Below are 24,388 nucleotides of genomic sequence, written 5' to 3'. Positions count from 1 at the left end.
TGCGGATGAAAACGGCTTCTTACACCTGATGGTTTTCCAGCCAGTCGGTCATCTGCTGGGCGATGCCCTTGATGCTGCCCTCCTCAAAGGGAACTTTCAGCCCGGCAGTCTCCAGCAGCTCGGTGTAGCTGGCCGTACCGGCGCGGCGCACAAGGCGCAGATAGCGCTCCCATGCATCCTTGTGGTCGGTCAGGCTCAGAAGGAAGAACTGCAGCGCGGCCATGGTGGACAGGCAGTAGTCGATATAATAGAAGGGGCACTCATAAATGTGCAGCTGGCGCTGCCAGCCTGCGCCCCGGCCATAGAAGGGCAGATTGTCAAAATCGATCCACGGGCGGTATTTCTTTTCCAGCTTGAGCCACTCGGCATTGCGTTCATCGGGGGTCAGATCCGGGTTCTGGTACATGATGTGCTGGAACTCGTCCACCTCGCAACCATAGGCAAGGAACACAAAGCTGTCCTCGGCGTGCAGCAGGGCGTATTTGTCGGTGTCCTTGCCGAACAGCAGATGGTGCCACGGTGCGGTCAGGAACTCCATGGCCATGGAGTGAATCTCGGCGCTCTCCATGCCGGGGCATTCCAGATCGGCGGGCACTTCGGGATCACGCTCGGCCACATAGCCCTCAAAGGCGTGGCCGCACTCGTGGGTCAGCACGTCCACATCGCCGGAGGTGTTGTTCCAGTTGGCAAAAATGAAGGGGGCCTTGTAGCTGGGCAGGCTGGTCATGTAGCCGCCGGACATCTTGCCGGGGCGGCTCTCCACATCGAACAGCTCGTTGTCCTGCATAAAGTCGATGAACTCGGCGGTTTCCGGGCTAAGCTCGTGGTACATAGTGCGGGCGGCATCCATGCGGACTTTGTAGCCGGGAATGGGCTTGGGATTGCCGTCCTTGAACATGATGGGCAGATCGGTGAAGGTGGGGCGGGCGATGCCGGTGCGCTTTGCACGCAGAGCCATCACCTTCTGCAGCTGGGGAACCACATCGTTTGCCACCTGATCGCGGAATTTCCGGATCTCCTCCGGGCCGTAGCCGATGCGGTTCATGCGCACATAGGAAAGCTCACTGTAGTCGTGATAGCCCATCACCCGGGCCTGTGCATTCAGGTTCTTCACGATCTCGCCGTACAGCTCGTCCAGCTCGGCACGGTGGGCGTCAAAATAACCGGCCTCGGCCTCGTAGGCGGCGCGGCGCACGGCAGGGTCCAGATCCTCCTTGTAAGGGCCCAGCTGCGGGATGGTGAGCTGTTTGCCGTCCAGCTCCACCAGTGCGCCGCCGTAGATCTGCTGGTAGCGGCTCACCAGAGCATTGAACTGCTGCTGCAGCTCCACGGTGCGGTCATCCATGCCCAGAACGGCATTCTTCATACCGGCCACACAGGTGGTGCCGAACTTCGCGGTCAGGGCATCCACATGCGGGTTCGCAAGGAAAGCGCGGCTGATCTCCACGCTGGCGTTGGTCACGGCGGGGCCATTGGCATCAAAAAAGTCCTGCTCGGCCTTCCAGTAAGCGTCGCGGGTGTCGCAGGTGTAGTGGATGTTGGCAAGATTTGCGGCGGTGTTGTATTCCGCAAAGGCTTCGCTCTGCTCGTAGTAGAGCCGGACAAGGGCATCGCCGTCCGGTGCGGCAGCGGCCTTTGCGGCCAGCTCTCTGCACCGGGCCAGCAGGGCATCGATGTCCGGGCGGGTATAGGTCATTTCATTGAATTTCATCGGGAAACATTCCTTTCCGGGAGAAAACTCCATATTTAAGGTTAAACTCATCTTACCACGTTATGCGGCAAATGAAAAGAGGATACAGGCCAAAACCCGGCAGATGCTATGCACAACTGCTAAAAATTGGTGCTGTGTTTTAGCAAAGTTATCCATTGATATGGTTGCAAGGCCGCAGAAAAAAGACTATAATAAAGCCATCAACAGAGTAAGACCATGTGCGTTAAGTGCCGCATCAACGGGGAGTTGTGCTGTGGACGAAGGTGTACCCGCGGTGCATGGTCTGCATCCCGCTGCTGCATGGACTTGGGTGCAGGCGAGACGGCTTGCGTCCCGCCCGGAAGTGAAAGTTGTTGGATTCACGCCCTCCTTTGTGCGGTTTGTCACAGGGAGGGCGTTTTTGTTTGTGCAGACCGCCCGCCCGGTATTCCTTTTGCAAGGAGGACAGTTGATATGAACAACTCGAAAAATTCCGTCCGCACGCTCACCATGCTGGCCTTGCTGGTGGCAATGAGCATCGTGTTCAGCCGGGTGCTGAGCATCTCCACCGGCTTTGTGCGGTTCAATCTGGGCAGCCTGCCGGTGCTGCTGGCAGCGCTGCTGTTCGGCCCCGGTGCCGGCTTTGCCGTGGGCGCTGTGGCCGATATGATCGGCGGCGTGCTGGCAGGCTACGCCATCAACCCGCTCATCACGCTGGGCGCGGGTGCCATTGGTCTGGTGGCGGGGCTTGCATGGCAGAAGCTGCCCGGGCTGCGCACCGGCCTGCGGCTGCAGATCAGCGTGCTGCTGGGACACTTTGTGGGTTCCATGGTCATCACCTCGCTGGCACTGCGCATCTTCTACGGCTACCCGTGGGCAACGCTGGCAGTGCGCATCCCCAATGCACTGATCCTGGCTGCGGTGAACACTGTGCTGCTGCGCATCCTGCTGGAAAACCGTACCCTGATGAAGATGGTGAAAAAGTAAAAAGAGGCATTACAATGAATTACGAACAGGCAATGGAATACATCCATGCGGTCCAGTGGGCCGGCCACAAGCCCGGTCTGACGCGCACCCGCACCCTGCTGGCCGCACTGGGCGACCCGCACAAACAGCTCAGATTCGTGCATGTTGCAGGCACCAACGGCAAGGGCAGCACCGCCGCCATGATGGCATCCTGCCTGCAGGCCGCGGGCTATCGGGTGGGCCTGTACACCTCGCCCTTCATCAACCGCTTCAACGAGCGCATCCAGATCAACGGCGTGCAGATCCCGGACGAAGAGCTGGTGAAACTGGTGGAGCAGGTAAAGCCCGCCGCCGATGCCATGGAAGATGTGCCTACCGAGTTTGAGATCATCACGGCGCTGGGAATGCTCTATTTTGCCCAGCAGAAATGTGAGATCGTGGTGCTGGAGGTGGGCCTTGGCGGCACGCTGGATTCCACCAACGTCATTGATGCCCCGGAATGCGCAGTCATCACGGCACTGGGTATGGATCATGTGAAGGAGCTTGGCCCCACTCTTGCGGACATTGCCGCCGCCAAGGCGGGGATCATCAAGGAAGGCTGCCCGGTGGTGAGCTACGGCGGCGTGCCGGAGGCAGATATTGTTATCCGCCGCGCGGCAGCGGAAAAGCACGCCGAGCTGACCGAGGTGGATTTCAGCAGGCTGAAATATGAGGGCGGCAGCCTTGACGCGGTGGAGTTCGACTTTGACGGCCTGACGGATGTGCACCTGCCCCTGATCGGCAGCTACCAGCCGCGCAATGCGGCGCTGGCTATCACGGCTCTGCGGGTGATGCGCACCCATGGCTGGAACATCCCGGAAAATGCCATCCGTACCGGTCTGGAAACGGTCAGCTGGCCGGGCCGTTTTGAACTGCTGCGGCACGCGCCCGCCTTCCTGCTGGACGGCAGCCACAACGCCCACGGAATGCGTGCCACGGTGCAGAGCCTGAGAGACCGCTTCCCCGGGCAGAAGTTCGTTTTTCTGGTCAGCATCATGGCAGACAAGGATGTGGACCAGATGCTCAGCCTGCTGGCACCGCTGGCGGTGCGGTTCGTCACGGTGGCGGCGCACACGCCGCGCGCCATGCCTGCCGAAACGCTGGCAGAACACATCCGGGCCTATGGCTGCAGGGCGGAAGCGGCAGCTTCCATTGAAGCGGGCGTGGCCCGGGCGGTGGAGCTGGGCGGCGAAGGCCCGGTGTGCGCACTGGGCACGCTGTATTTCTCTGGCGATGTGCGGAAAGCGTTTGCGGAACTTGTGAAGGGCTGAAGATTTAAAATGGCTCGGTGTGCGCTGCGCCATCATCAGCGGAAAAATTATTTTTAATATTTGCAAATCAGGAAGATCTGCTGATCTTCCTGATTTGCTTTTTTCACGGAAAAAGTTGCTTCTTGTGCAGAGAGCGGTCGCGTGGGACAGGCTTAAGGGCTTTTATAAAATTCTTCTCCGCCGGGTATGTTCTCTTTTGCGTGCCAAAAGAGAACCAGAAAGGACGGCGGTGCCCGCAGGGCATGAAAGCCCCAGTGGGGCTTTTAAGCCGCAGACCGGTTTGCAAAGCAAATGCCGCGTGTTCAGCGCGGCAAGGTCTCCGATACTTTCGAGGCGCGGGAGGCACGAACTAGGGGCTGCACGCCCCTAGTAACCCCAATGATGTTGGGCTCCATACAAAAAATCCAAGTCGCTCCGCTAAAGGATTTTTTGTGTTGCGCCGATTTCAAGGCCCCTCAGTCGCTGTGCGACAGCTCCCCACAGGGGAGCGAGCGCCAGCAGATGCAGCTACTCGCCACGGCCCCTTCCCGTGAAAAAGCAAATCAGAAATGACCGCAGTCATTCCTGATTTGCAAATATAAAAATATTTTTCCACTGAAAATGCCCAGAGTGAAACGGAGGGCATTTAAATGGTTAGGCCTGCGATAGCACAGACAAAAAGAAAAAGCGGTGACTCGTGCAGGTTGAGTCATCGCTTTTCTTGCCCCTTGCGGGGCAGGCAGGGTAAATGATAAGAAGGTAAATGAAGAAAATAGCAATTTTAAGAACAAAGGTTTTGTGCTGAGCGAAGAACCGCTCGTAGGAGTTCATGTATCCAACATAATGCCTTTGTTGGATACAACATACCACTTTTTTGGAAGAATTACAAGCCCTTTTTTCGATTTTTCACCAATAAACGTGCGAAAAATCGCATTTTTGGAGAAACGCACAAATTCAACGAGAAGTTCCCGGCAAACTGACGAACAAGCATAAAAATGAGCTGGTGCGGCCCGGAACGGCGGCAAAAAAGGCGCAGAATGCGACAGTTCTTTACAAGAACCGGTCCGTGTGCTAAGATGAATACATTCAATGGGAAGTCTGCCCTGCGAAGGGTGGGCGTATGTGTCCGGGCAGGATGGCCCGGAACGGGGAAAGGAGCATATCAATGGAAAGTCAGGCGGTGAGCGGAACAAAAAAGCCGCTCTTCGGAGGGCGGAAGCCGCTGTTCACACAAAAGGAACTGCTGCTGCTGACCGGCCCGCTGCTGGTGGAGCAGCTGCTGGAAGTGACCGTGGGTATGGCCGATACCATGATGGTGTCCCGCTGCGGCGAAGCGGCCATTTCCGGTGTCAGCCTTGTGGACATGATCAACAACCTCATCATCGTGCTGTTTGCGGCGCTGGCCACTGGCGGCGCAGTGGTGGTAAGCCAGTTTTTGGGTGCGCGGGATCAGAAGGATGCCGATGCAAGCTCTGGCCAGCTGCTTTTGCTCAGCGGCGTATTCGGTTTGCTGGTGGGGGCATTCTGTTTTGTTTTTGCAAGGCCGATGATCCGGCTGTTCTACGGTGCCATCGATGCCGATGTGCTGGATGCCAGCGTGCTGTACCTGCGCATCATCGCCATCAGTTATCCGTTTCTGGCACTGTATAACGGCGGCGCGGCATTGTTCCGCAGCATGGGCAACTCCAAGATCTCCATGCAGATCAGCTTTTTGATGAACGTGATCAACATTGTGGGCAACGCAGTGTGCATCTTCGGATTTAAAATGGGCGTAGACGGTGTTGCATGGCCCAGCGTGCTGTCTCGTGTGGTGGCAGCGGCCCTTATCCTGCGCAAGTGCTACCAGAAGGGCAATGCCATCACGGTGCCCAAGACCACCCGGCTGGATGCAAAGATGACAAAGCGCATTCTTGGCATCGGCATCCCGTCCGCCTTTGAGAACAGCCTGTTCGAGGCCGGACGCATTCTGGTGGTGAGCATGATCTCCACCTTCGGCACAGCGCAGATCGCAGCAAACGCCGTGGCAAACAATCTGGACGGCATGGGCGTGATCCCCGGCAAGGCACTGAGCCTTGCCATGATCACGGTGGTGGGCCGCTGCATCGGTGCGCGGGACGACGAGCAGGCTGTTTATTATACCCGCAAGCTGACGGTGTGGTCTTACATCGCAATGGGTCTTTCCAACGGTGCCATCCTGCTGTTTTTGCACAAGCTCATCGGCATCTACGCGCTGTCCGGTGAGACGATGGTGCTTTCTGAGCTGCTGGTACGTATCCATGCAGGCTTTGCCATCCTGCTGTGGACCCTGTCCTTCGTGCTGCCCAACGCCCTGCGTGCAGCCAACGATGTGAAGTTCACCATGATCGTGTCCATCCTGAGCATGGCGGTGTGGCGGCTGGGCTTCAGCTACCTGCTGTGCGTGCGCATGGGCTGGGGCGCTGTGGGCGTGTGGATCGCAATGATCATTGACTGGGTTTGCCGCGTGACATGCTTTGTGCTCCGCTTCCGCAGCGGTGTATGGAAAACCAAATATCAGGCATAACATAAAGAGGAGTATACCTATGAAACTGATCAGCTGGAACGTCAACGGCCTGCGCGCCTGCCTGACCCATGGCTTTGCCGAGAGCTTTGCGGCTCTGGATGCCGATATCTTTTCGGTGCAGGAGACCAAGATGCAGCCCGGTCAGGCGGATTTTGCGCCGGATGGCTACACCGAGTATACCTATTCTGCCGAGAAGAAGGGCTATTCCGGCACGGCCTGCTGGTGCCGTGAGCAGCCGCTGGCCGTGACCACCGGCATTGGCATTGAGCAGCACGACCACGAGGGCCGTGTGCTCACGCTGGAATACCCGGGGTTCTGGCTGGTGAACTGCTATACCCCCAACAGTCAGGACGGGCTGAAGCGTCTGGACTACCGTATGGAGTGGGAGGATGCCTTCCGTGCCTACCTGCTGGCACTGGACGCAAAAAAGCCGGTGATCCTGTGCGGCGATCTGAATGTTGCCCATAGGGAGATCGACATCAAGAACGACAAGACCAACCACATGAGCGCAGGCTTTACCGATCAGGAGCGCGGCAAAATGACCGAACTGCTGGACGCGGGCTTTGTCGACAGCTTCCGCGTGCTGCACCCGGACGAGGTGAAGTACAGCTGGTGGAGCTACCGCTTCCACGCCCGCGAGAAGAATGCGGGCTGGCGCATCGATTACTTCATCGTGTCCCGCCGCATTGCCGATAAGATCCGCGCGGCGGAGATCCACAACGAGATCTTCGGCTCAGACCACTGCCCGGTGGAGCTGGACATTGACCTGTAACCTGTAAAAAAATGCCTGCTCTCCCGGAAAGAGCAGGAAAAAGGAGACTCTATGCTCAAAAGCTATCTGCTGGTATTTTTCGTTTCCATGGTGCCGCTCATTGAACTGCGCGGAGCCATCCCCATCGGGCTTGGCATGGGCCTGCCCATCCTGCCCACCTATCTGGTGTGCGTGGTGGGCAACATGATCCCGGTGCCGTTCATCTATCTGTTTGCACGCAAATTCCTGATCTGGGGCTACCACAAGCCCCTTATCGGGCCAATCTGCAAGTTCTGCATCGTCAAAGGCGAGAAAGGCGGCCGCGCACTGGAAGCCAAGGCGGGCCGCGGCCTTGTGGTGGCGCTGCTGCTGTTCGTGGGCATCCCGCTGCCGGGCACCGGCGCATGGACCGGCACGCTGGCAGGCTCGATACTAGATATGAAGTTCAAGGACGTGGTCAAGGCCTGCATGGGCGGCGTGCTGCTGGCGGGCATCATCATGGGTCTGGCCAGCGCGGGCCTGCTGGGTGCGCTGAGCACCCTGTTCTCGGTGGGCTGAGGAAAAAAGACCATGTTCCGGTAAAGAACAACAATTGACAATGGTATTTTGCCGCTGAGTATGCTAAAATAAAAAGGTGTTTTGGAACCGGCGGCGAAAAGCTGCCGGACGGAAAGGAACGATAAGATCATGGATCAGGCACTGAATCAGAAAATCGACGCATATATTGCGCAAAACAAGGAGCAGCTGCTGAAGGATATCGCCGCTCTGGTGGCAGTCAACAGCGTAGAGGGCACCCCGGAAGAGGGTGCACCCTTCGGAGCAGGACCCCGTGCAGCGCTGGACAAGACGCTGGAGCTGGCTGCGGGCATGGGCTTTGCCACCCGCAACTGCGAAAACTACATCGGCTATGCAGAGCTGGCCGGCAAGGACCCGGAAAAGTATCTGGCGACCATCTGCCATGTGGACGTGGTGCCCGTGGGCAACGGCTGGACGGCCGACCCCTTCACCATGCGCATTCAGGACGGCTGGCTGCTGGGCCGCGGCGTTGCCGACGACAAAGGCCCCATGGTGGCTACCCTGTATGCCCTGAAGTTCCTCAAGGAGCAGGGCTATGAGCTGCGCTACCCCATCCGCGCACTGGCAGGCACCAATGAGGAGACCCACATGCAGGATGTGGACTACTACCTCAAAAACTACCCGGCTCCCGCTTTCTGCTTTACCCCGGATGCCGAGTTCCCGGTGTGCAACGGCGAGAAGGGCCTGTTCGGTGCCAAGATCGTCAGCCCGGTGTGTAACGGTGTCATCGTGGAGATCGAGGGCGGCGTGGCAAACAACGCCGTGCCCGACCGTGCAAGTGCGCTGGTCAGGACCGACATCTCCAAGCTGAAGAATGCCCCCAACATCACGCTGGAGCCGGAAGGCGACGGCGTGCGCATCCGCGGCTGGGGCAAGTCCGGCCACGCAGCCATGCCGCAGGGCACCGTGAACGCCATTGGTCTGGTGGTGAACTACCTGCTGGACAACGGCCTGTGCAATGAGACCGAGCGCACCTATCTGGAGGCTGTGCGCAAGCTGCACGCTTCTACTGCCGGTGAGGGTCTGGGCATCAACTGCGCCGATGGCCCCTTTGGCCCGCTGACCGTGATCGGCGGCCGCATCTACATGGAAGATGGCCGCATTTTCCAGACCATGGACAGCCGCTTCCCCACCTGCACCAACGGCGAAAAGATGACCGAGCAGATCCGTGCCGCACTGGGCGATGGCGCTGAGCTGCGCGATGTGACCGTTGCCGAGCCCTTCTATATTGAAGCAGACAGCCCCGCCATTCTGGCCTGCATCAACACCTACAACGAAGTGACCGGCGAGAACGCCAAGCCCTTCACCATGGGCGGCGGCACCTATGCCCGCCACTTCCCCTATGCGGTCAGCTTTGGCCCCGAGCATGTGGACCTGCCGCTGCCGGAATTTGGCGGCCCGATGCACGGTGCAAACGAAGCGGCACCCATCGACAAGCTGCTGGAAGCCGTGAAGATCTATATCATCGCGCTGCTGCGCCTTGAGGAGATCGACTTCTGATGCAGCCGATGAATGTGCTCGTCATCGACGGGCAGGGCGGGGGCCTTGGCAAACAGCTGGTGGCAGCCCTGAGCACGCAGTGTCCGGAGGCCCGGCTCACTGCGGTGGGCACCAACAGTCTGGCGGCAAACGCCATGCGCAAGGCCGGTGCCCCGCGTGCCGCCACCGGCGAGAACGCCGTGGTGGTGAACTGCCGCAGCGCGGATATCATCGTGGGGCCCATCGGCATCGTCGTTGCGGATGCACTGCTGGGCGAGATCACCCCCGCTATGGCCACAGCCGTGTGTCAGAGCCATGCGACGCGGGTGCTCATCCCGGTGAACCACTGTGAAAACTATATCGTGGGTGTGCCGGAACAGCCCATCAGTGATCTGGTGGCCGCTGCGGTGCAGAAGGTGAAAGCTCTCTGCGCCGGGGAAGGCTGCGGAAAAAGGGTTTATTGAAAATGCCTTCCGCTTGCGCTCTGGGCATCTTCAGCGGAAAAATATCTTATAATAGAGCAACAGCGGACAGCCTGCGGGCTGTCCGCTGTTGCATTTTCACGGAAAGGGTCCAAGAGGAAAACTTGATCTGTCTGTGCTTGTTTCCTGCGGAAACAGCCGCACAGCCTGGAAACAGGCCGCTTCTTCATTGTGCCCTCTCCAGTAAAGATGCAAGTCGGAAAATCCCGCAGGATTTTCCGACTTGCATCTAAAGAATATAAATTCCTTGAATAATGCCCAGAGCGCAAGCGGAGGGCATTCTGAATCGTTACGACTTCTGTCGTGCGGCGATCTGCGCTGCTGTGGGCGGGGTGTCGCCCTGCGCAGCGTTTTCCAGCGCGCCGAGACGGCGGTCCAGATCGGTCAGGCGCTGGGCTACGATATCCGGCAGATCCTGCTGGTCCAGATCGTCCGCCGGGTTCACGGCCTTGTTGTTGATGCGCACCACCTCGGCGGGCACGCCCACGGCGGTGCAGTTGGCGGGCAGATTGCGCAGCACCACGCTGCCTGCGCCGATGCGGGAGTTGTCCCCGATATACACCGGGCCAAGGACCTTGGTGCCTGCACCGATCAGCACATTGTTGCCCAGAGTGGGGTGGCGCTTGCCGGTGTCCTTGCCGGTGCCGCCCAGAGTGACACCGTGGTAGATGGTGCAGTTGTCCCCGATCTCACAGGTCTCACCGAACACGATGCCCATGCCGTGGTCAATAAACAGGCACTTGCCGATGGTGGCACCGGGATGGATCTCGATGCCGGTGCGGCGGCGGCCATGCTGGCTGACCCACCGGGCCAGAAAGAACCGCTTGTGCTGGTATAGCCAGTGCGCAATGCGGTGATACACCAGAATGTGAAAGCCCGGATACAGCAAAATGACCTCCAGCACGTTGCGTGCAGCGGGGTCCTTGCGCTGGATGTTCCGCGCGTCCTCCAACAAACCCATGGGAAAACCCTCTCTTTCCTGATTCCGATGAAGCTGCTCTGAATAAAAATCACGCCTCTGCCATGAAAACAGCCTCTGACTCTTTTGACCATATTATAATAGCACACCCGGACGGGAATGTACAGCAATATGCTAGGAATTGGCATGACTAACCCTGAATCTGGCGGGGAAAAACTGCTTTTGGGTAGAGTAGCTAAAATTCCGGGAGGGAAGCGGCAAACCTTTTTGCAACAAAATATATGCGGAAGCATTGACACATTTCGCGCTTCTATGCTAAAATATTATGAAAAGATTCCAGACTTATAAAAGGAGACAGCACCATGCAGAAAAGCGCGATGTGCACCAAACTGAACAAGCAGTTCGCATCCGGTTTTGCCGTGGGTTCGTTGTTTCCTTTTTTTGTGGAATGAGCTTTTCCCTTTGCGGGGAAAAGTTTTTTTTTGCCCGTAAGCCGGAAAGCCGAACCAGACAAACGCAAATCAGGAGGGAACTGCGATGCTGCTTGTAAATGCTGTGAACACCGAAGGAAGACCGCTTGAGATTTTTGTAAAGGACGGCAGGATCGCTGCTGTAGGTCAGGAGCTGGAGGCACTGGCCGGGGAAAACGAAACGGTCATTGATGCCGGTGGGTTGACCGTGCTGCCCGCCTTTGTGGACCTGCACTGCCACTGGCGCACCCCGGGCTTTGAGTACAAGGAGGACATCGAGACCGGCAGCCGCGCCGCAGCCGCCGGCGGTTACACCTTCGTGAACCTGATGCCCAACACAAAGCCGGTGTGCTCTTCTGCGGCACAGGCGTTCATGGTGGAGCGGAAGGCTGCCGAAGTAGGTCTGTGCGATGTGAACCAGACCGTCTCCATCACCGAGAACTTTGACGGTGTGAGCATCGACCACCTCAAGACCCTGCCTGCCGGTGTGAAGTTCATCACCGAGGACGGCCACGGCGTGCAGGACAATGCCACCATGGCAAAGGCTTTCGCCATCTGCACCCAGAAGGATATCACCGTGATGAGCCACGCCGAGGATATGGAGATCAGCCCGTGGGACTACCGTCTGGCTGAGGACATCGAGACGGTGCGCAACTGCTGGCTGAGCGAATACTACCAGACCAAGCTGCACATGTGCCACGTGTCCACCCGCGGTGCGCTGGATGCCATCCAGATGGCAAAGCTGCGGGGGGCGCCCGTCACCTGCGAGGTGACCCCGCACCACCTGTGGTTCACCAATGATACCTGCGATTACCGTGTGAACCCGCCCATCCGCACCGCCGACGATGTGCAGGCGCTGGTGGACGGCATCCGCACCGGCATCGTGGACGCCATTGCCACCGACCACGCCCCTCACTCCGAAGAGGACAAGCTGAAGGGCATGGCCGGTATGGTGGGCAGCGAGACCGCCTTCGGCGTCTGCTACACCAAGCTCTGCAAGCAGGAAGGCCTGCCGCTGGAGGTGCTGGTGCACCTGATGAGCACCCGCCCGGCAGAAATTCTGGGCCTTGCCAAGGGTCAGCTGGAGCCGGGCTACGATGCCGACATGGTGCTGGTGGATCTGAATACCCCCTACACCGTGGACAAGGACAAGCTGCACTCCAAATCTCACAACACCCCGTTCGACGGCGCTGAGCTGTACGGCAAGGTGTGCGCCACCATCAAGGGCGGCAAGCTGACCTATCAGGCAGAGGATTGAAAAAACAATACTATATAAGATAAGAATCAATAAGAGAGCAAACAGGAGGAACCCACAATGACCAACATGGATAAGCTTTACGAAGCAGTGGAAGCTCGCGGCCCGGTGTGCGTAGGTCTGGATACCGATTTCAGCTACCTGCCCGCCGACTTCGTGGACAGCACCCTGACGAAGGGCGAGAACATCGTGCGCTTCAACAGGAAGCTCATCGATGCCACCAAGGCCGTGGCAGGCTGCTACAAGGTGCAGATCGCTTACTACGAGTCTCTGGGCCTTGAGGGCATGAAGGCCTACGCCGACACCCTGAAGGCTGTGCGCGAGGTCGGTGTGCCGGTGATCGCCGACATCAAGCGCGGCGACATTGCCAAGACCGCCGAGATGTACGCCATGGGTCACTTTACCGGCGATTTCGAGAGTGATTTCGTCACGCTGGCACCCTATATGGGTCTGGACTCCATCAGCCCCTACCTGCCCTACGCCGAAAAGCAGGGCAAGGGCATGTTTGTGCTCTGCCGCACCTCCAACGGCGGTGCCAAGGACTTTGAGTACGAGAAGCTGGCCGACGGCCGCCACGTCTACGATCTGGTGGGCGACAAGCTGAACGCTCTGGGCAAGGACTACATGGGCGAGCACGGCTACTCCTCCATCGGTCTGGTCATCGGCGGCACCCACATCGAGGAGGCCACCGAGATCCGTGCAAAGTATCAGGACAGCTTCTTCCTGATCCCCGGCTACGGCGCACAGGGCGGCAAGGCCGAGGACATTGCTCAGTACCTCACCAAGGGCAACGGCGGCGTGGTCAACTCCAGCCGCGGCATCCTGCTGGCCTATAAGAAGCAGCCGGGCACTGCCTTTGACGAAGCCGCTTACAACGAATGTGTGAATATGAAGGAGGCCATTGCTCATGCGTGCAGCCTGCTGTGAAGCCACTGTCCTGCGCAATGAGGTCATTGCCCCGGACATCCGTCTGCTGACGGTGGTCTGGCCGGACCGCGACCACGCACCCCACGCAGGCCAGTTCTTTACCCTGCGTGCATGGGGCGCAGACGAAGCCCCCTTCCTGTCCCGGCCCATCAGTGTGCACCGCTGGAACCCGGACAGCAGCACCATCGAGTTTTTGTATCAGGTGGTGGGCGAGGGCACTGAAAAGATCGCGCAGCTCAAAATGAAGGATACCTTCCAGCTCACCGGCCCTATGGGCAACGGCTTTGATGTGCCGGACATCCTGAGCAAGTACAAAAAGATCGCTGTGGTGGGCGGCGGCATCGGCACCGCGCCCATGTTCCAGCTCACCCGTGAACTGGCAGCGGCAGGTGTGAAGCCGGATGTGTTCTTCGGCTTCCGGGATGCCCCCTACTGCATGGAGGAGTACCGCGAGATCGCAAACCTTGTCAAGGTGTCCACCGACACCGGCGCAGTGGGCTTCCACGGCTTTGTCACCCAGCTGTACGACCCCGCCGACTACGATGTGGTGCTGGTGTGCGGCCCCACGGTCATGATGAAGAACGCCGCCCGCCTGTGTGCCGAGAAGGGTACCCCCTGCTTTGTGAGCATGGAAAAGAAGATGGCCTGCGGCATTGGTGCCTGCCTTGGCTGCACCTGCGAGACCAGAGGCGGCGAGGGCAAGAGCGTGTGCAAGAACGGCCCGGTATTTGATGCAACGGAGGTGTTCTTCTGATGGCTGACCTGAAAACCAACCTGCTGGGCTTTGTGATGAACAGCCCGGTCATCGGCGCATCCGGTACTGTGGGCTACGGTGTGGAGTACGAAGAGCTGGCAGACTTTGCCAAGATCGGCGGCATCTCCGGCAAGGGCCTGACCCTGCACGGCCAGTACGGCAACAAGGGCGAGCGCCTGTGGGAGACCCCCTCCGGCCTCATCAACAGCATCGGCCTGCAGAACCCCGGCGTGCAGCACTTCATTGACGTGGAGCTGCCCGAGATGCTGGAACTGAAGCAGAAGTACGGCACGGTGGCCATTGCCAACCTTGGTGGCCACAGCGAGGAAGAGTATGTGGAAGGTGCCGCGATGCTGAGCGACAGCGCAGTGGACATCGTGGAGCTGAACATCTCCTGCCCCAACGTCAAGGTGGGCGGCATGGCCTACGGCGTGAAAGCCGAAGCTGCCGGTGAGGTGGTGCGCATGGTGCGCGCTGCCTGCAAAAAGCCCCTGATGGTCAAGCTGAGCCCGCAGGCCGAGAACATCCCTGAGATGTGCAAGGCTGTGGAAGCCGCCGGCGCGGACGCCATCAGCCTGACCAACACCTTCCAGGCCTGCGCCATTGATCTGGAAAAGCGCCGCCCGGTGTTCAACAACATCTTTGCGGGCCTGTCCGGCCCGGCGGTGCGGCCCATCGCCTTGCGCATGGTGTGGCAGGCCGTGGGCGCTGTGAACATCCCGGTGGTGGGTCTGGGCGGCATCGCCACGGGCCGTGACGCACTGGAGTTCATCATGGCCGGTGCTGCGGCGGTGCAGGTGGGTGCCGCAAACTTTGCCAACCCCCGCGCCATGGAGACCATTGCCGACGAGATGGCTGCATGGATGGACAAGAACGGCGTGAAAACGCTGGACGAGATCCGCGGATGTGCCCGGAATGCTGAATAATCCAATTGATGTACCAGCATAAACACTGATTTATACGTATAAAAACAAAGCTACTGCATAAATTTGCAAATCACGCAAAAGCGTGGTACAATACCGTTCAAAAGACATTTTTATAAAAGAGAGGGAGAAGTACAATGAGTGAAGCACTTGAGATCCTGAAGAGCTGTGACGCGTTCCTGGAAGGTCACTTCCTGCTGTCCTCCGGCCGCCATTCCAGCGCATACTGCCAGATGGCTTATCTGCAGCAGTACCCCGACCGCTGCGCCGAGGTCATGAAGAGCGTGGCAGATAAGGTCAAGGAAATGGACGTGGATGTGATCGTCGGCCCGGCCATGGGCGGCATCGTGTACGCCTACGAGCTGGCCCGCCAGACCGGCAAGCGCGCCATCTTTACCGAGCGCGTGGACAATGTGATGACCCTGAAGCGCTTCGCCATCCACCCGGGTGAGAAGTGCCTCATCGCTGAGGACGTGGTCACCACCGGCATCTCCTCTCTGGAGACCAAGCGCGTGATCGAAGAGAACGGCGGCATCTGCGTGGGCATCACCTGCGTGGTGGACCGCACCAAGCCCGAGGCTCCGTCTCCCATTCCCATCGTGGCAAGCGCCCTCAAGCTGGATCTGCCCAACTACGCACCGGAAGAGTGCCCCATCTGCAAGGAAGGCAAGCTGCCGCTGGTGCATCTGGGCAGCCGCAAGATGAAGCAGGAAGCAAAGCAGACCCTGTAATGTGTTGAAACGAGGAAAACTATGAACGCATATCTTCTTTTGGCAAATGGCATGGTCTTTGCCGGCCAGTCGGTGGGTGCCGAGGGCGTCACCGTGGGCGAGGTGGTCTTTGCCACCGGCATGGTGGGCTTTCAGGAGACCCTGACCGACCCCAGCTACTATGGCCAGATCATCACCCAGACCTACCCCCTTATCGGCAACTACGGCATGAATAAGGACGACATGGAGTCCGACCGCATCTGGGCAAAGGGCTACATCGTGCGCGAGGCCTGCACCACCCCCTCCAACTGGCGCTGCGAGGAAACGCTGGACAGCTTTTTGAAAAAGAACAACACCATCGGCATTGAGGGCATCGACACCCGCCACCTGACCCGCATCATCCGCGAGAGCGGTGTGATGAACGGTGCCATCCTGACCACCTTTGATCCCGCCGACCCGGCCAACAAGGCCGAGACCGAGGCTCTGCTGGCTCAGATCCGCGCCTACGCCGTCACCGATGCGGTGAAGAACGTTACCTGTGAAAAGCCCGAGGTGTTCAACCCGCAGGGCGAGACCCATATCGTGCTGATGCACTACGGCTGCAAGCGCAACATCGTGCGCTGTCTTGTCAAGCGCGGCTGCAAGGTGACGGTCATGCCCGCCTTTGCAACGGCAGAGGAGATCAAGGCCCTTGCTCCGGACGGCATCATGCTGTCCAATGGTCCCGGCGACCCGGCGGAACCCGTGGAGGTCATCGAGAACCTCAAGCACATCTTTGAGCTGAACATCCCTACCTTCGGCATCTGTCTGGGCCACCAGCTGAGTGCTCTGGCAGCCGGTGCCAAGACCATGAAGCTCAAATACGGCCACCGCGGTGCCAACCAGCCCGTGACCGACTTTGAGTCCGGCCGCACCTTCATCACCAGCCAGAACCACGGCTACGCTGTGGTGGGCGACGAGCTGCCCGCCGAGATGGGCGAGGTGGCACAGGTGAACGCCAACGACGGCACCTGTGAGGGCATCAAGTACAAGAAGTGGAACTGCTTTACCGTGCAGTTCCACCCGGAAGCAAACGGCGGCCCCAAGGATACCGAGTTTCTGTTCGACCGCTTCCTGAACAACGTCAAAGCAGCAAAAAAGGAGGCACGCTGAAATGCCGAAGGACCCTAGAATCAAGAAGGTGCTGGTCATTGGCTCCGGCCCCATCATCATTGGCCAGGCTGCGGAGTTCGACTACTCCGGCACGCAGGCCTGCCGCGCCCTGAAGGCAGAGGGCATCGAGACCGTTCTGCTGAACTCCAACCCCGCAACCATCATGACCGACCCGGATGTGGCCGACCATGTTTACATCGAGCCCATGACGCTGGAAGTCGTGGAGCGCATTCTGGACATTGAAAAGCCGGACTCCGTGCTGCCGAACCTCGGCGGTCAGATGGGCCTGAATCTGTCCATGGAGCTGGCCCGCTCCGGCTATCTGGACCGCACCGGCATCCGTCTGCTGGCCTGCAAGCCCGAGACCATCGACCGTGCCGAGGACCGCGAGCTGTTCAAGGAGACCATGGAAAAGCTGCACCAGCCCATCATCCCCTCTGAGGTGGTGGAGACGCTGCAGGATGCTCTGGCCTGTGCAGACCGCATCGGCTACCCGGTCATCGTGCGCCCGGCCTTTACCATGGGCGGCACCGGCGGCGGCATCTGCGAGACCCGCGAAAAGCTCATCGAGATCGGCACCAACGGCCTGCGCCTTTCCCCCATCCATCAGATTCTTGTGGAAAAGTGCATCGCCGGCTGGAAAGAGATCGAGTATGAGGTCATGCGCGACCACAAGGGCAACGTGATCACCGTGTGTAACATGGAGAACCTGGACCCTGTGGGCATCCACACCGGCGACTCGGTGGTCGTGGCTCCCTCCCAGACCCTGACTGACCACGAATACCAGATGCTGCGCACCGCTGCTCTGGACATCATTACCGAGCTGGGCATCGAAGGCGGCTGCAACTGCCAGTTCGCCCTCAAGCCGGACAGCTTTGACTATGCGGTCATCGAGGTCAACCCCCGTGTGTCCCGTTCTTCCGCACTGGCTTCCAAGGCCACCGGCTATCCCATTGCCAAGGTGGCTACCAAGATCGCCATTGGCTACACGCTGGACGAGATCACCAACGATGTCACCGGCAAGACCTGCGCCTGCTTTGAGCCTGCGCTGGACTACATCGTGGTCAAGTACCCGAAGTGGCCCTTTGATAAGTTCGTCTACGCCGACAAGTCTCTGGGCACCCAGATGATGGCCACCGGCGAGGTGATGAGCATTGGCAATAGCTTTGAGGCTGCCATGATGAAGGCGGTCTCCTCCATCGAGCTGGGTATGGACACCCTGACCCACAAGCCCTTTGAAGAGCTGACCGATGACGAGATCGTGGCTCACATGCATGTTCAGGACGCGGAGCGCGTGTTCTGCGTGTACGAGGCCCTCAAGCGCGGCATCGACCACCAGACCATCTACCGCATCACCAAGATCGACTGGTGGTTCCTGGACAAGATGCAGCATCTGGCAGATCTGGAAAATGGTCTTGCCAAGTGCAACGGCGTGCTGACCGAAGAACAGTACAAGACTGCCAAGAAGTACGGCTTCCAGGATAAGACCATCAAGCGTCTGGCTCAGGTGGACACCCTGCCCGTGGAGAACTACCGCGCCGGCTTCAAGATGGTGGATACCTGTGCTGCCGAGTTCTCGGCCAACACCCCCTATTTCTACTCCACCTACGACGGCGACAACGAAGCTGCTGAGTTCATTGCCGAGAAGGAAGCCGAAGCATCTGCCAAGGGCGAGCCCAGGAAAAAGAAGGTTCTGGTCTTTGGTTCCGGCCCCATCCGCATCGGTCAGGGCATCGAATTCGACTACTGCTCGGTGCACTGTGTGTGGACCCTGAAGAAGCACGGCTGCGAAGCCATCCTGGTAAACAACAACCCCGAGACCGTCTCCACCGACTTTGACACCGGCGACCGTCTGTACTTCGACCCGCTGAACCCGGAGAGCGTGGACAACATCATTGCCACCGAGAAGCCGGATGCCTGCGTGGTGCAGTTCGGCGGCCAGACCGCCATCAAGCTGGCAAAGCACATGGACGAGATCGGCCTGCCCATTCTGGGCACCCCGGCAGATGCCATCGATGAAGCGGAGGACCGTGAGCGCTTCGATGAGCTGCTGGAGCGCTGCAAGATCCCCCGCGCACCGGGCCGCACTGTCTTTAATCTGGACGAGGCTCTGGCTGCCGCCGACGAGATCGGCCTGCCGGTGCTGATGCGTCCCTCCTACGTGCTGGGCGGTCAGAACATGATCGTGGCCTACACCAAGGCGGACGTGATCGAGTACATGGGCGTTATCACCGAGCATGTGGACATGGATCACCCTGTGCTGCTGGATAAGTATATTCTGGGCACCGAGTGCGAAGTGGATGCCATCTGCGATGGCGAGAACTTCCTGATCCCCGGCATCATGGAGCAGGTGGAGCGCACCGGCGTGCACTCCGGCGACTCCATCTGCGTCTACCCGGCACAGCACCTGACTCAGGCCGAGATCGACACCATGGTGGATTACACCGGCCGCTTTGCCCGCGAGCTGCATGTCACCGGTCTGGTGAACGTGCAGTACGCAGTTTCCAACGGCAAGGTGTACGTTATTGAGGTGAACCCCCGTTCCTCCCGTACCGTGCCGTATATCTCCAAGGTCACCGGCGTGCCCATGGTGGATCTGGCGGTGCGCTGTTGTCTGGGCGAAAAGCTGGCAGATATGGGCTACGGCACCGGCCTGCACCCCAACGCACCCTATGTGGCCGTCAAGGTGCCTGTGTTCAGCTTTGAAAAGCTGCACGGTGTGGATACCCAGTTTGGCCCCGAGATGAAGTCCACCGGCGAAGTGCTGGGCATTGCCCCCAACTACCACGATGCCCTGCTCAAGGGCCTCATCGGCGCGGGCTACACCTTCAAGACCCCCGGCCCTGCAAGCTGCTGCATCTTTACCGTGAAGGACAGCGACAAGCCGGAGTTCGTGGATATCGCATGGAAGCTCAAGAGCATGGGCTACAAGCTGTACGGTACCTCCGGCACCTGCGCATGGCTCAACAAGCACATGGTGCCCTGCAACGAGGTGCGCAATATGTCCGGCGAGTCGCCCAACATCGTGGACCTGCTGCAGAGCGGTCTGGTGGATTATGTGTTCTCTACCAGCGCTAAGGGCCGTGACCCCAAGCGCGACTCCGTCCGCCTGCGCCGCAAGGCTGTGGAGCTGAGCATCCCCTGCATCACCGCAGTGGATACCGCCAACGCTCTGGTGAACTGCCTGCGCAGTGATCACAGTCTGGAAAATATCCCGCTGGTGGATATTGCCACCCTGTATCACCGCAAATAATTACCTCACGAATTACCCGTAAAATGCTTTTTTGCAGCGCCCGCCAAAACAGCGGGCGCTGTATTTGTGAAGGACGGATAGAGATTACATAAGTTCGTGCGCAATAAATGACGTTTTGTGCGCAATCTGTCGCAAACAGTGTGTGAATTATGTTATACTCAACAACGCAAAATTTGCCAAAAGACGTTACTTTTGGACACTCCAGGAGGATATAGATACATGACCCGTTCCCAGATGATCGAGACTGTGGCACGCAAGACCGGCTTCACCGAAGCACAGGTCGAGACCACGATGGATGCAATGTTTGACCAGATCGCCGACTGCCTGCGCGCAGACGAGAAGGTGACCATCGCAGGCTTTGGCCGTTTTGAGATGCGTCCCCGCAAGCCCAAGGCCTACACCAACCCCAAGACCAAGGTTTCCAGCCGTCTGGAGTCCACCTCCATCCCCGGCTTCAAGGCCAGCGGCCGCTTCAAGCAGAAGCTGGAAGCAGGCAAGAAGAGCGTGGAAGAGACCGCCTGATCTTTGTGCATTGAGGACCGTACCCGTGACCCCGGGTGCGGTTCTTTTTGTTTCTCTGCTGACAAGTGCGGCATTTCATGCTATACTGGGTTCAGAATATAAAACGACAAAGGAACGGAGAATCAGATGCTTTACAGTGAGTTGCAGTGCAGCGATGCCATCCACAAGGCCGTGGAGCGCATGGGCTTTGCCGAAATGACCGAAATTCAGGAAAAGACCATCCCTGTCATGATGGCGGGCTATGACGTGATCGCAAAAGCCCCCACCGGCACCGGCAAGACCTGTGCCTTCGGCATCCCGGTGGCGGAGCATATCCTCCCGGAAAACAAGTACCCGCAGGCCGTGATCATGGCCCCCACCCGGGAGCTGGCCCAGCAGATCGCGCAGGAGCTGGAAGAGCTGACCTATTTTATGCCCGAAGTGCAGGTGGCCTGCGTGTACGGCGGTGCCAACATGGAAAAGCAGGCAAAGCGCCTTGCCGAGGGCTGCCAGATCGTGGTGGCAACGCCGGGCCGTCTGATGGACCACTACAAGCACCATTCCATTGATATCTCCCATGTGACCCAGATCGTGCTGGATGAAGCCGACGAAATGCTGAACATGGGCTTCTATAAGGATGTGCGGCATATCATTGAAATGATGAAGGCCCGCAAGTCCCTCTCCATGTTCTCGGCCACCATCAGCCGCGAGGTAATGGACATCGGCTGGCTGTACCAGCACAACGCCGAGGAGATCACCGTCCAGCCCAAGGAAGAAAGCCAGCCCAAGATCACCCAGTATATGCTGGAGACCTCCGGCCGCAACAAGCTTTCCGACCTTGCACAGATCATCATTGGTGAGAGCTACAAGCGGGTGATGGTGTTCTGCGATACCAAGTTCAACACGGCCACTCTGGCCAACCAGCTGGCACGGCTGGGCTTCTCGGTGGATTGTCTGCACGGCGACCTCTCCCAGAAGGAGCGCAACCAGATCATGCAGAACTTCCGGGACGGCAAGCTGGCCATTCTGGTAGCCACCGACGTTGCCGCCCGCGGCATCGATGTTTCGGATGTGGATGCCGTGATCAACTACGATGTGCCCAGTGAGAACGAACATTACACCCACCGCATCGGCCGCACCGGTCGTGCCAAAAAGGAGGGCGTGAGCTACCTGTTCTATGTGCCGGAGGAGAAAAAGCGGGTGCAGGAGCTGCTGCGCCTGACCCGCAATACCGACCTGTGCACCCCGGTGCACTTCGACTTCAACCATGAGCACATTGTGGTGGAGAAAAAGCAGGACAGCGCCGACCGGTTCCAGATCAAGTGCTACTTCTGATAAAATAAGAACTCCTTCAGTCTCGCATTCGCTCGCCAGCTCCCTCAAGGAGGGAGCCTTTGGCAGTGCGGCAAAGTTTTATGTTTTGCCAAAGGCCCCATCTCCGAGGGGGCTGTCTGCGAAGCAGACTGGGGGAGTCTCACTTTTCTATTAAAATCTATTGACCTTCCCCTTTCTGGAAGGTGTAACATAGGCACGTAAGGAGGCACCGGAGCCATGAAGATCAACGAAGTGGAAGCCGCTGTGGGCGTGACCAAAAAGAACATCCGCTTTTACGAGGAGGAGGGGCTCATTACCCCCAGCCGCGAGCCGGGCAACGGCTACCGCAGCTACTCGCAGGCGGACGTGGAACGCCTGCGCCGCATCAAGCTGCTGCGCAAGCTGGATGTGCCGCTGGCCGAGATCCGGGAAATGCTGGAAGGGCAGAAGACGCTGGCCGAGGGAATGGCCCAGCAGCTGGAACGTCTGAGCACCCGCCGCAAGGATCTGGACGAAGCCATCGGCTTCTGTACCGTATTGGAAAAGGCTTCCGGAAACCTTGAAGAACTGGATGTGGAGCAGACGCTTGCGCGCCTTGCTGCACGGGAGGAACAGGGAGTGACCTTTGTGAACATTGAACGCACAGACCGAAAAGGCGAGCGCATCCGCGGTGCCTGTATCGGCGCTGCCCTTTTTGTGGCGCTGATGGCTTTTGTGATCGCAACGATGGCGTGGGCCTTTTACAGCGACCCGCAGGAAGCGCCGCCGCTGCCGCTGCTCATCGTATTGTTCGGCATCCCGGTGGGGTGCATCGTGGGCACGCTAAAGGTGTTGCTGGAACGCATTGAAGAGATCGGAAAGGGAGAAGAAGATGCTTATCGTAACTATTAACGAGGTACCCGGCAAAAAGCTGGAAGCGCTGGGTGTGGTGCGCGGCAGCACGGTGCAGAGCCGCAATCTGGGCCACGATCTGATGGCGGGGTTCCGCACGCTGGTGGGCGGTGAAGTGACCGATTACGCGGATATGCTCACCGAAGCCCGGCAGATTGCCACAGGACGCATGGTCAAGGATGCAGAGGCCCTTGGAGCGGATGCAGTTGTAGGAATGCGCTACGCTTCCGCCAGCGTCATGCAGGGCGCGGCAGAAGTCATTGCTTATGGAACGGCGGTGAAGTTCGTATGACCACAAAAGAAAAGCAGGGCTTCGGCCTTTATTTCCTGTTAGCATTTGGTCTGGCATGGCTGTGTCAGGTCGGCGGCTGCATGGCGCTGCTGCAAAAGCAGAATGCCGTGCTGTATCAGTTGGCGCTGGTCGCCACCATGCTCTGCCCGCTTCTGGCGGTGCTGCTGGTGCAAAAGGTCTTTCTGCGCCAGCCCACCGGCATCGGCTGGAGGGTGCAGGGCAAGCGCCGCTACTGGCTGGCGGCGTGGTTCGGCCCGGCGGTATTCACGGTGCTGGCCGCAGTGCTCTATTTTGCGGTGTTCCCGCATCGACTGGACCTCTCCGGCAGCTGGCTGGCAGCGGCCTACGGCGGCGAGATGGACGCTCAGACCCTGCGCAGGGAGCTGGGCGTATCCAACCTTGGCTACATGCTGGAAACAGGTCTGTTCGCGGTCACGCTGGCTCCGGTCATCAATATGTTCGCAGCTTTGGGCGAGGAAGCCGGCTGGCGCGGCTACATGATGCCCCGCCTGAAGGAGCAGTTCGGTCTTCTGAATAGCCGTCTGCTGGGCGGCGTTGTGTGGGGCGTCTGGCATTGGCCTCTGATGCTGCTGGTGGGCTACGAATACGGCACCAACTACTTGGGTGCGCCAGTGCTGGGCCTTTTCGTGTGGTGCATAGTCTGCTTTGCGCTCAATACCCTGTTGGACTGGCTCTATGAAAAGACCGGGTGCATCTGGGTTCCGTCCATCGCACACGGCGCATTCAATGCGGTGGCAGCGCTGTTTGTGGTTTTGACGAACCCGGCAGACAGCTATTACAATGTATTGGGTCCGGCACCCATTGGCCTGATCGGAATGCTGCCCATGCTGGCTGCTGCAGTCTGGCTGACCCTGCGAAGATCCTGAAAACCTGAATAGTTCCGGGAGAGGACTCTTCCGCTTTTGCCGCCGCAGCTGCAAAGCAGCTGCGGCGCAGTTTTTCCTGCGGCCTGCTGCTGTTTTGGGGTGCACGCAAAAAATTGGAAAAAATCTGTCAAAAAGTGTTGACAAGGAGGCGGGGGTGTGGTATTATACTTGAGCGCCAAGCGCTGAGGCAAAAGAATGACTTCCAGAGCCTCAGCAGGAAGCCCTTGAAAAGAACCAATAGACGCTGAAAAGTTCCAGTTTGTTCTGAGAAACTTCTTGGATGTCCAAGTTCAGAAAGTTCAAAAGCTTCTAAAAAATAAGGCTTGACAAAAAACCACTTCGGTGGTACAATAAACAGGTCGTCA

At 58.7% G+C, this 24,388-nt stretch carries 23 protein-coding genes and 1 riboswitch; of the genes, 20 read left to right on the top strand and 3 right to left on the bottom strand.

The window, feature by feature from the left end; all coding sequences use genetic code 11:
• Nucleotides 1–19: 19 nt before the first annotated feature.
• On the bottom strand, nt 20–1,711 hold the full coding sequence (locus tag DW937_RS10165; protein WP_120120842.1) for a M3 family oligoendopeptidase: 1,692 nt from the start codon (nt 1,709–1,711) through the stop codon (nt 20–22).
• Nucleotides 1,712–1,913: 202 nt separating this feature from the next.
• Nucleotides 1,914–2,009: riboswitch (THF riboswitch) on the top strand.
• Between the two features lie 155 nt (nt 2,010–2,164).
• Between DW937_RS10165 and DW937_RS10160 the strand changes: the two genes are divergently transcribed.
• From DW937_RS10160 to DW937_RS10130, 7 genes are all read left to right on the top strand, one after another.
• Nucleotides 2,165–2,677: a folate family ECF transporter S component gene (locus tag DW937_RS10160; RefSeq protein WP_097781364.1), complete on the top strand. Its 513-nt coding sequence runs from the start codon at nt 2,165–2,167 to the stop codon at nt 2,675–2,677.
• Between the two features lie 14 nt (nt 2,678–2,691).
• Nucleotides 2,692–3,966 carry a folylpolyglutamate synthase/dihydrofolate synthase family protein gene (locus DW937_RS10155; RefSeq protein ID WP_120120841.1) on the top strand — a complete coding sequence of 425 codons (1,275 nt, stop codon included), beginning with the start codon at nt 2,692–2,694 and terminating at the stop codon, nt 3,964–3,966.
• Between the two features lie 1,144 nt (nt 3,967–5,110).
• Nucleotides 5,111–6,487 carry an MATE family efflux transporter gene (locus DW937_RS10150; RefSeq protein ID WP_120120840.1) on the top strand — a complete coding sequence of 459 codons (1,377 nt, stop codon included), beginning with the start codon at nt 5,111–5,113 and terminating at the stop codon, nt 6,485–6,487.
• Nucleotides 6,488–6,506: 19 nt separating this feature from the next.
• The gene (locus DW937_RS10145) at nt 6,507–7,259 is read left to right on the top strand and encodes an exodeoxyribonuclease III (RefSeq protein WP_120120839.1); all 753 of its coding nucleotides are present in this window, start codon (nt 6,507–6,509) and stop codon (nt 7,257–7,259) included.
• Between the two features lie 51 nt (nt 7,260–7,310).
• Nucleotides 7,311–7,796, top strand: coding sequence for a small multi-drug export protein (locus DW937_RS10140; RefSeq protein WP_005944184.1), 486 nt, complete (start codon nt 7,311–7,313; stop codon nt 7,794–7,796).
• Nucleotides 7,797–7,925: 129 nt separating this feature from the next.
• Nucleotides 7,926–9,314: a Sapep family Mn(2+)-dependent dipeptidase gene (locus DW937_RS10135; protein ID WP_120120838.1), complete on the top strand. Its 1,389-nt coding sequence runs from the start codon at nt 7,926–7,928 to the stop codon at nt 9,312–9,314.
• 8 nt (nt 9,315–9,322) lie between these two features.
• Nucleotides 9,323–9,757, top strand: coding sequence for a DUF3842 family protein (locus DW937_RS10130; protein ID WP_044954000.1), 435 nt, complete (start codon nt 9,323–9,325; stop codon nt 9,755–9,757).
• Between the two features lie 307 nt (nt 9,758–10,064).
• Here DW937_RS10130 and epsC read toward each other — a convergent pair whose 3' ends face one another.
• Nucleotides 10,065–10,736, bottom strand: a complete 672-nt coding sequence (gene epsC, locus DW937_RS10125; protein WP_120120837.1) for a serine O-acetyltransferase EpsC — start codon at nt 10,734–10,736, stop codon at nt 10,065–10,067.
• 144 nt (nt 10,737–10,880) lie between these two features.
• Between epsC and DW937_RS15065 the strand changes: the two genes are divergently transcribed.
• The 13 genes from DW937_RS15065 to DW937_RS10065 all read left to right on the top strand — a co-directional run bounded on the left by DW937_RS15065 (nt 10,881) and on the right by DW937_RS10065 (nt 24,023).
• Nucleotides 10,881–11,042, top strand: coding sequence for a hypothetical protein (locus DW937_RS15065; protein WP_207666646.1), 162 nt, complete (start codon nt 10,881–10,883; stop codon nt 11,040–11,042).
• A 189-nt stretch (nt 11,043–11,231) separates the two neighbouring features.
• Nucleotides 11,232–12,422 (top strand): dihydroorotase, encoded by a 1,191-nt coding sequence (locus DW937_RS10120; RefSeq protein ID WP_120120836.1) that lies wholly within the window; start codon nt 11,232–11,234, stop codon nt 12,420–12,422.
• A gap of 57 nt (nt 12,423–12,479) precedes the next feature.
• Nucleotides 12,480–13,346: an orotidine-5'-phosphate decarboxylase gene (gene pyrF / locus DW937_RS10115; RefSeq protein WP_120120835.1), complete on the top strand. Its 867-nt coding sequence runs from the start codon at nt 12,480–12,482 to the stop codon at nt 13,344–13,346.
• A complete protein-coding gene (locus tag DW937_RS10110; RefSeq protein WP_005944199.1) occupies nt 13,327–14,100 on the top strand; it encodes a dihydroorotate dehydrogenase electron transfer subunit in 774 nt (257 codons plus the stop codon). Before pyrF ends, DW937_RS10110 begins: the two co-directional genes overlap by 20 nt.
• Entirely contained in the window at nt 14,100–15,026 is a 927-nt protein-coding gene (locus tag DW937_RS10105; RefSeq protein ID WP_005944201.1) for a dihydroorotate dehydrogenase, read from the top strand. Before DW937_RS10110 ends, DW937_RS10105 begins: the two co-directional genes overlap by 1 nt.
• A gap of 134 nt (nt 15,027–15,160) precedes the next feature.
• A complete protein-coding gene (gene pyrE, locus DW937_RS10100) occupies nt 15,161–15,754 on the top strand; it encodes an orotate phosphoribosyltransferase (protein ID WP_118528611.1) in 594 nt (197 codons plus the stop codon).
• A 21-nt stretch (nt 15,755–15,775) separates the two neighbouring features.
• Nucleotides 15,776–16,885, top strand: a complete 1,110-nt coding sequence (locus DW937_RS10095) for a carbamoyl phosphate synthase small subunit (RefSeq protein ID WP_005944209.1) — start codon at nt 15,776–15,778, stop codon at nt 16,883–16,885.
• A 1-nt stretch (nt 16,886) separates the two neighbouring features.
• Nucleotides 16,887–20,138: a carbamoyl-phosphate synthase large subunit gene (carB, locus tag DW937_RS10090; RefSeq protein WP_118528607.1), complete on the top strand. Its 3,252-nt coding sequence runs from the start codon at nt 16,887–16,889 to the stop codon at nt 20,136–20,138.
• 219 nt (nt 20,139–20,357) lie between these two features.
• Nucleotides 20,358–20,660 carry an HU family DNA-binding protein gene (locus tag DW937_RS10085; RefSeq protein WP_118528605.1) on the top strand — a complete coding sequence of 101 codons (303 nt, stop codon included), beginning with the start codon at nt 20,358–20,360 and terminating at the stop codon, nt 20,658–20,660.
• Nucleotides 20,661–20,786: 126 nt separating this feature from the next.
• Nucleotides 20,787–21,974, top strand: coding sequence for a DEAD/DEAH box helicase (locus DW937_RS10080; RefSeq protein WP_120120834.1), 1,188 nt, complete (start codon nt 20,787–20,789; stop codon nt 21,972–21,974).
• 216 nt (nt 21,975–22,190) lie between these two features.
• Nucleotides 22,191–22,844 carry a MerR family transcriptional regulator gene (locus DW937_RS10075; RefSeq protein WP_005944220.1) on the top strand — a complete coding sequence of 218 codons (654 nt, stop codon included), beginning with the start codon at nt 22,191–22,193 and terminating at the stop codon, nt 22,842–22,844.
• Nucleotides 22,825–23,136 (top strand): heavy metal-binding domain-containing protein, encoded by a 312-nt coding sequence (locus DW937_RS10070; protein WP_005944222.1) that lies wholly within the window; start codon nt 22,825–22,827, stop codon nt 23,134–23,136. Before DW937_RS10075 ends, DW937_RS10070 begins: the two co-directional genes overlap by 20 nt.
• Nucleotides 23,133–24,023: a CPBP family intramembrane glutamic endopeptidase gene (locus DW937_RS10065; RefSeq protein WP_120120833.1), complete on the top strand. Its 891-nt coding sequence runs from the start codon at nt 23,133–23,135 to the stop codon at nt 24,021–24,023. The genes DW937_RS10070 and DW937_RS10065 overlap by 4 nt, the downstream gene beginning before the upstream one ends.
• A gap of 127 nt (nt 24,024–24,150) precedes the next feature.
• Here the strand turns inward: DW937_RS10065 and DW937_RS15060 are convergent.
• Nucleotides 24,151–24,388, bottom strand: a 238-nt coding sequence (locus DW937_RS15060) for a hypothetical protein (RefSeq protein ID WP_207666645.1), incomplete at its 5' end; no start/stop codon positions are given.

The organism is Faecalibacterium sp. AM43-5AT (genome assembly GCF_003603345.1).
Lineage (GTDB): Bacteria > Bacillota > Clostridia > Oscillospirales > Ruminococcaceae > Faecalibacterium > Faecalibacterium taiwanense.
The sequence above is the reverse complement of the archived record's forward strand: the minus strand, read 5'-3'. Positions and strand labels throughout refer to the sequence as shown.

Bases quoted from the DNA above. Each gene is read 5' to 3' on its own strand.
- DW937_RS10165 (WP_120120842.1), bottom strand. From the start codon at position 1,711: ATGAAATTCAATGAAATGACCTATACCCGCCCGGACATCGATGCCCTG.
- DW937_RS10160 (WP_097781364.1), top strand. From the start codon at position 2,165: ATGAACAACTCGAAAAATTCCGTCCGCACGCTCACCATGCTGGCCTTG.
- DW937_RS10155 (WP_120120841.1), top strand. From the start codon at position 2,692: ATGAATTACGAACAGGCAATGGAATACATCCATGCGGTCCAGTGGGCC.
- DW937_RS10150 (WP_120120840.1), top strand. From the start codon at position 5,111: ATGGAAAGTCAGGCGGTGAGCGGAACAAAAAAGCCGCTCTTCGGAGGG.
- DW937_RS10145 (WP_120120839.1), top strand. From the start codon at position 6,507: ATGAAACTGATCAGCTGGAACGTCAACGGCCTGCGCGCCTGCCTGACC.
- DW937_RS10140 (WP_005944184.1), top strand. From the start codon at position 7,311: ATGCTCAAAAGCTATCTGCTGGTATTTTTCGTTTCCATGGTGCCGCTC.
- DW937_RS10135 (WP_120120838.1), top strand. From the start codon at position 7,926: ATGGATCAGGCACTGAATCAGAAAATCGACGCATATATTGCGCAAAAC.
- DW937_RS10130 (WP_044954000.1), top strand. From the start codon at position 9,323: ATGAATGTGCTCGTCATCGACGGGCAGGGCGGGGGCCTTGGCAAACAG.
- epsC (WP_120120837.1), bottom strand. From the start codon at position 10,736: ATGGGTTTGTTGGAGGACGCGCGGAACATCCAGCGCAAGGACCCCGCT.
- DW937_RS15065 (WP_207666646.1), top strand. From the start codon at position 10,881: ATGACTAACCCTGAATCTGGCGGGGAAAAACTGCTTTTGGGTAGAGTA.
- DW937_RS10120 (WP_120120836.1), top strand. From the start codon at position 11,232: ATGCTGCTTGTAAATGCTGTGAACACCGAAGGAAGACCGCTTGAGATT.
- pyrF (WP_120120835.1), top strand. From the start codon at position 12,480: ATGACCAACATGGATAAGCTTTACGAAGCAGTGGAAGCTCGCGGCCCG.
- DW937_RS10110 (WP_005944199.1), top strand. From the start codon at position 13,327: ATGCGTGCAGCCTGCTGTGAAGCCACTGTCCTGCGCAATGAGGTCATT.
- DW937_RS10105 (WP_005944201.1), top strand. From the start codon at position 14,100: ATGGCTGACCTGAAAACCAACCTGCTGGGCTTTGTGATGAACAGCCCG.
- pyrE (WP_118528611.1), top strand. From the start codon at position 15,161: ATGAGTGAAGCACTTGAGATCCTGAAGAGCTGTGACGCGTTCCTGGAA.
- DW937_RS10095 (WP_005944209.1), top strand. From the start codon at position 15,776: ATGAACGCATATCTTCTTTTGGCAAATGGCATGGTCTTTGCCGGCCAG.
- carB (WP_118528607.1), top strand. From the start codon at position 16,887: ATGCCGAAGGACCCTAGAATCAAGAAGGTGCTGGTCATTGGCTCCGGC.
- DW937_RS10085 (WP_118528605.1), top strand. From the start codon at position 20,358: ATGACCCGTTCCCAGATGATCGAGACTGTGGCACGCAAGACCGGCTTC.
- DW937_RS10080 (WP_120120834.1), top strand. From the start codon at position 20,787: ATGCTTTACAGTGAGTTGCAGTGCAGCGATGCCATCCACAAGGCCGTG.
- DW937_RS10075 (WP_005944220.1), top strand. From the start codon at position 22,191: ATGAAGATCAACGAAGTGGAAGCCGCTGTGGGCGTGACCAAAAAGAAC.
- DW937_RS10070 (WP_005944222.1), top strand. From the start codon at position 22,825: ATGCTTATCGTAACTATTAACGAGGTACCCGGCAAAAAGCTGGAAGCG.
- DW937_RS10065 (WP_120120833.1), top strand. From the start codon at position 23,133: ATGACCACAAAAGAAAAGCAGGGCTTCGGCCTTTATTTCCTGTTAGCA.